Origin of the sequence: Borrelia persica No12, assembly GCF_000500045.1 — a bacterium.
GTDB lineage: Bacteria > Spirochaetota > Spirochaetia > Borreliales > Borreliaceae > Borrelia > Borrelia persica.
The window spans coordinates 1-4,141 of record NZ_AYOT01000113.1; the positions used below are offsets into that span (position 1 = coordinate 1).

Annotated in this window: 5 protein-coding genes; all 5 read right to left on the minus strand. The window is 24.6% G+C overall.

From position 1 onward, the window contains the following. Window positions 1–648: ERF family protein (locus tag U881_RS0102335; RefSeq protein ID WP_024653113.1), on the minus strand; the 648-nt coding region annotated here is incomplete at its 3' end. Between the two features lie 411 nt (window positions 649–1,059). Beyond that, the gene (locus U881_RS0102340) at window positions 1,060–1,641 is read right to left on the minus strand and encodes a chromosome replication/partitioning protein (protein WP_024653114.1); all 582 of its coding nucleotides are present in this window, start codon (window positions 1,639–1,641) and stop codon (window positions 1,060–1,062) included. Between the two features lie 63 nt (window positions 1,642–1,704). After that, window positions 1,705–2,457 carry a ParA family protein gene (locus U881_RS0102345; RefSeq protein ID WP_024653115.1) on the minus strand — a complete coding sequence of 251 codons (753 nt, stop codon included), beginning with the start codon at window positions 2,455–2,457 and terminating at the stop codon, window positions 1,705–1,707. Further along, window positions 2,433–2,993 (minus strand): DUF226 domain-containing protein, encoded by a 561-nt coding sequence (locus tag U881_RS0102350; protein WP_024653116.1) that lies wholly within the window; start codon window positions 2,991–2,993, stop codon window positions 2,433–2,435. Before U881_RS0102350 ends, U881_RS0102345 begins: the two co-directional genes overlap by 25 nt. A 29-nt stretch (window positions 2,994–3,022) precedes the next feature. Then, a complete protein-coding gene (locus U881_RS0102355; protein ID WP_024653117.1) occupies window positions 3,023–3,820 on the minus strand; it encodes a plasmid maintenance protein in 798 nt (265 codons plus the stop codon). Window positions 3,821–4,141 lie beyond the last annotated feature (321 nt).

Below are 4,141 nucleotides of genomic sequence, written 5' to 3' on the forward strand. Positions count from 1 at the left end.
TTTAGGTTTATTTGTTTTAACATTAACAACTCGATCATTATTATTTGCTACTTTTGCTTGTTTAGTCAGCATATCTCTAGACTGTCCATTTACATCACTATTTCTACCATCTCTAGAATAATTGGTGTTACTATTTCCTTGATTATTTCCTTGTTCTATCTTTACATCGCTTGCATCTGTGTCTACTTCACTCTCAATTGATAAAAACGCTACAAGCGCATAACGCTTAAAATATGTTATACAAGAACCCACAAGTTGCGGTAAAGTGTTTTGACTCCTTAATTTCATTGAATTCAATTCTTCTGTGTATATTGGTGTATCAAATTCATATCTATATCCACTATTTGGACTGTAAAATGTTGTCGTAATAACATTAACCAACTTACCCTCAAAACTTTTAATTGTTGGACATTGTACAAAATCAATATCCAAATTACTTTCTTTTATAACATTTTTTACTTCTCTCAGTATTTCATTAAAATCTTGGTATTTATATCCGTATCCATTAAGATTTTTACCAACTCCAATTAAACTCATACGTAAATTGTACAGAGACTGAAAAAAATTTATTTCTTTTTGTTCCATTGTTGTTTTTTTGTTATTAATTTTACTTTCTTTTATATTTGTTTTTGATATTTCATTTTTCATATTAATCTCCTTATAGTTTATATATTAAAAATAATATACCAAAAAATCATAATTATCAAATACTTTTAAAGAAAATTAAAAAAATTTTTAATAATTATGAACTTCAAATAAAAAGTTGAAAATAAATCTTATGTCAAATTTAAATCCCTGCTAACAATTTTACAAAAATAAACTTGCTAACAGGGATTTAAATCTTTGCATTTTAAATTGCATCCATCAACATCTAAAGAAATGCTGATTAAGATTTAAAATCTTTGATTGTAAAACTACAAGGAGTATCTAGAATAGACAGATACTTACCAACAATACGGTATAACATATCCTAAATAAAATCAAGTATTATATAACAAATACCATATATTAATGAATTTAATAATATTAATAATATGTTAATATACTACAAAATAGTTTTTAAGCCTCACCTTTCACGCTTTTAAATTCTATTATAAATTCTTCCAATAAATCTTTTTTGCTTAAAAAAAGATTATCCAATATAAATCCTGTAAGTTTTGCATTTTTTTTGTAAAAATTATAACTTTCTTGATGCTTAAGTTGAAATCTCAATGGTTTTACCGGATTTTGTTTTGACTTTTTTATTATTCCGTTTGCTTGAGTTTTGATATATCTTATAGAAGCTCTTATTCCATGAAGAGTAATAAAATCTTCTTCAAGCAGACCTGTCTCAATTGCTCTAGCTAATTTTATGTATTCATAAGATTGAGTTTTTGCAAGTTTAAATTCTGATAAAAAATCTTTAAAAGAACTAAATCCTCCTTCTGCATAAAGCTTGTTATCATTTATCCTTTTCAAGATTTTCATAGTATCAATGATATTATATATCTCTGATTTAATATTGTTTTTTAATTGTTTTACTAAACGATCAAATTCTTCCTTTCTTTGATTTTCATCGCTTTTATCAAGGATATAATTTACAGAACAATTATTATTGGAAATTCTCTTATTAATCTTTAAATCAAGATCTTTTTTATTCATATTTTTTTCTCCTCCAAATATAATAAGTTCGGCACGCCGAACTTATTATATTTGTTAAATTATTTACAACTTTAGTAAAACAGAATTTAATATCTTTCTATATTCGATAATATAATCTTTTGTAAAATCAAATTTTTCATTACAACCTATCCTTTTATTCAAATCTTCTCTTTCACTTATAGCTCCTAAAAATCCATTTTTTGCACTTACTATTTTCATCAACTGTTTATGCGTAATATTTTTTTTAAACCTTGTTATTACAATGAACACAGGTATACCTGCTATTTCTTTTACAAACTCTATTAATGTTTCAAATCCTTCTACAGCCCATTTTTCTGCTGTCATTGGAGATATTACACAATGACTACTAATTAAAGCAATCTTTAATGTGAAATTCCTTTTAGGATTTGTATCAATAATAACGTAATCATAATTATCAATTACAGAATTTAATTTTGTCTTTAATGCAAATTCAATAGCCAAGTGTCGATTATTATAATAATAGTCTCCATTTAACTCATCAACAGTTATATAACTGGGTATTAAATCAATGTTAATATCAATGTTAATAATGCTCTTATTGATATCCAAGTCATCTTTTATAACTTTGCCTATATTTATTTCGGATACATCAACATTTTGTGTCTCTAATTCATCAAAATAGTAGCTTGTAGTAGCAGCCTGATCATCTGTATCGATTAAAAGAACCTTATATTGATGTGACAACAAATTTGCAAGTATGATTGAAGTCGTACTTTTCCCAACTCCACCTTTAAGACTAGCTATGGTAATTATTTTAGATTTCTTTTTATCCATTTAGTAATTAATCCCCCTTCTGGAAGTTTTACATTGTAAAATTCATATATTTGTTTTTCTAACCTCTTTATTATTTCAAGCAATGTTATGCAATACTTTGTTTCCGATTTTTCTTTCCTAAAGAAATAATAAATTCCTTTTATATAACAAAAAATACTGCCTTTTTTAAATCTAAATTCTATATAAAATACTCTTGGAAAAGTATATGTTTTCGTAATCCCATTTTCTTCGTATCGAGTTACAAGATTTTTTACTGGCTTTCTGTTTCCAAAATAAATACCTAAAAATTTATCATCATCTTTTAAAGAAAATAAATGAAATTTGCATGTTTTTTCTTTAAATAATTCTCTTAAAATGAGAAAAAACTTATCTCTATCATTTTTATCAATTCCAAATGCATAGAAATCCTGTAAAATTTTTGTATGATATATTGTTTTATCTTTTATGTGCTCTACTTTCGCAAAAATATCTTTTTTTTTTGTATCTTTTTCAATTTTTTGTATTTTGTTTCTCAGTTTTTCCGAAGTATCTTTCATTTTTGATGATCCTTGATGTTTTTTTGTTCCTAGATATTCATGCGCTCAAAAACAGCCTTCGTATTTTCTACCCATTCTTTGGTTCTACGCATGCTTTCTTCATATCTCTTCTTATTTGTATTTTCTTCTACTTTATCCAAATATCTCATTGTTTTCCATTTTCCAACATTTTTGATTAAAAGGTTGATTTCGTTTGTTTCTTTTATTGCATTTTTTTCTTTTTTTTGTTCTTCAACCTTTCTTTTTTTTATTAAAATTTCTTTTTCTTTTATTGAAAAATTTGTTTCTTGTGTTTTTACTTTTGCTTCTTTTTTTGTTTTTTCTTTTTTATTTTTTTTATTTATTATTTTTTTATTACTATTTATATATTGACTGACATTTTTAGTTGCACTTTTTCGTTTAAAAATTTTAATCCCATTTTCTTCACAATATTTTTGTTGAGTTTTTTTTGTGAAGTTGTATATTGCATTTGCATCATGTTCAACAATTGCGTCTTTAGCTTTTAGTAATTTTTTTAAATTATGAAGACTGTATTTATTAACGGAATATCTTATATATGAACCGTTTCCTTCACCCAATCTTAATAGAGTTTTTTGAATGATGCCTTTGTTGCATAGAAGTGCCAAATCTTTTCGCAAGGTTCTAAGTGTAATTGGCTTAAGACCATCTTTGACTAAAAAAGTATTTAGTGCTTTTAAAATAGTTGTTTGATTGTATTTAATTGCATTTTTTTGATAGTAGGCAATTATTGATAATATTTTATAATATCTTTTGTGATATTTTTTTGATGTTTGCGTATAAGGCAGCGTCTTTCTATTGATATTCATGTAAATCTCCTATGTAGTTTTATTACTATTAATAATAACTTAATTATTACTAGTAAGTAAACTCATTATTAATAAAAATTTGTTTAATATTTTAATAAATATATTATATAACAACAAACTTGACATAAACTATTATTTGTTATAAGATTTTTGTTATATAAACTATAAGGAGATTAATATGATAAATAAAACAATAAAACAAATTAATAAAGGAGATAATATGCATCATATTGGATTACAAGCTCAAAGAATATTTGAAGGTTTTGAAGCATTTTTGCCACAAATTCAAGAAGAAGAAAACGTTAAACAAAAGAAAACAAG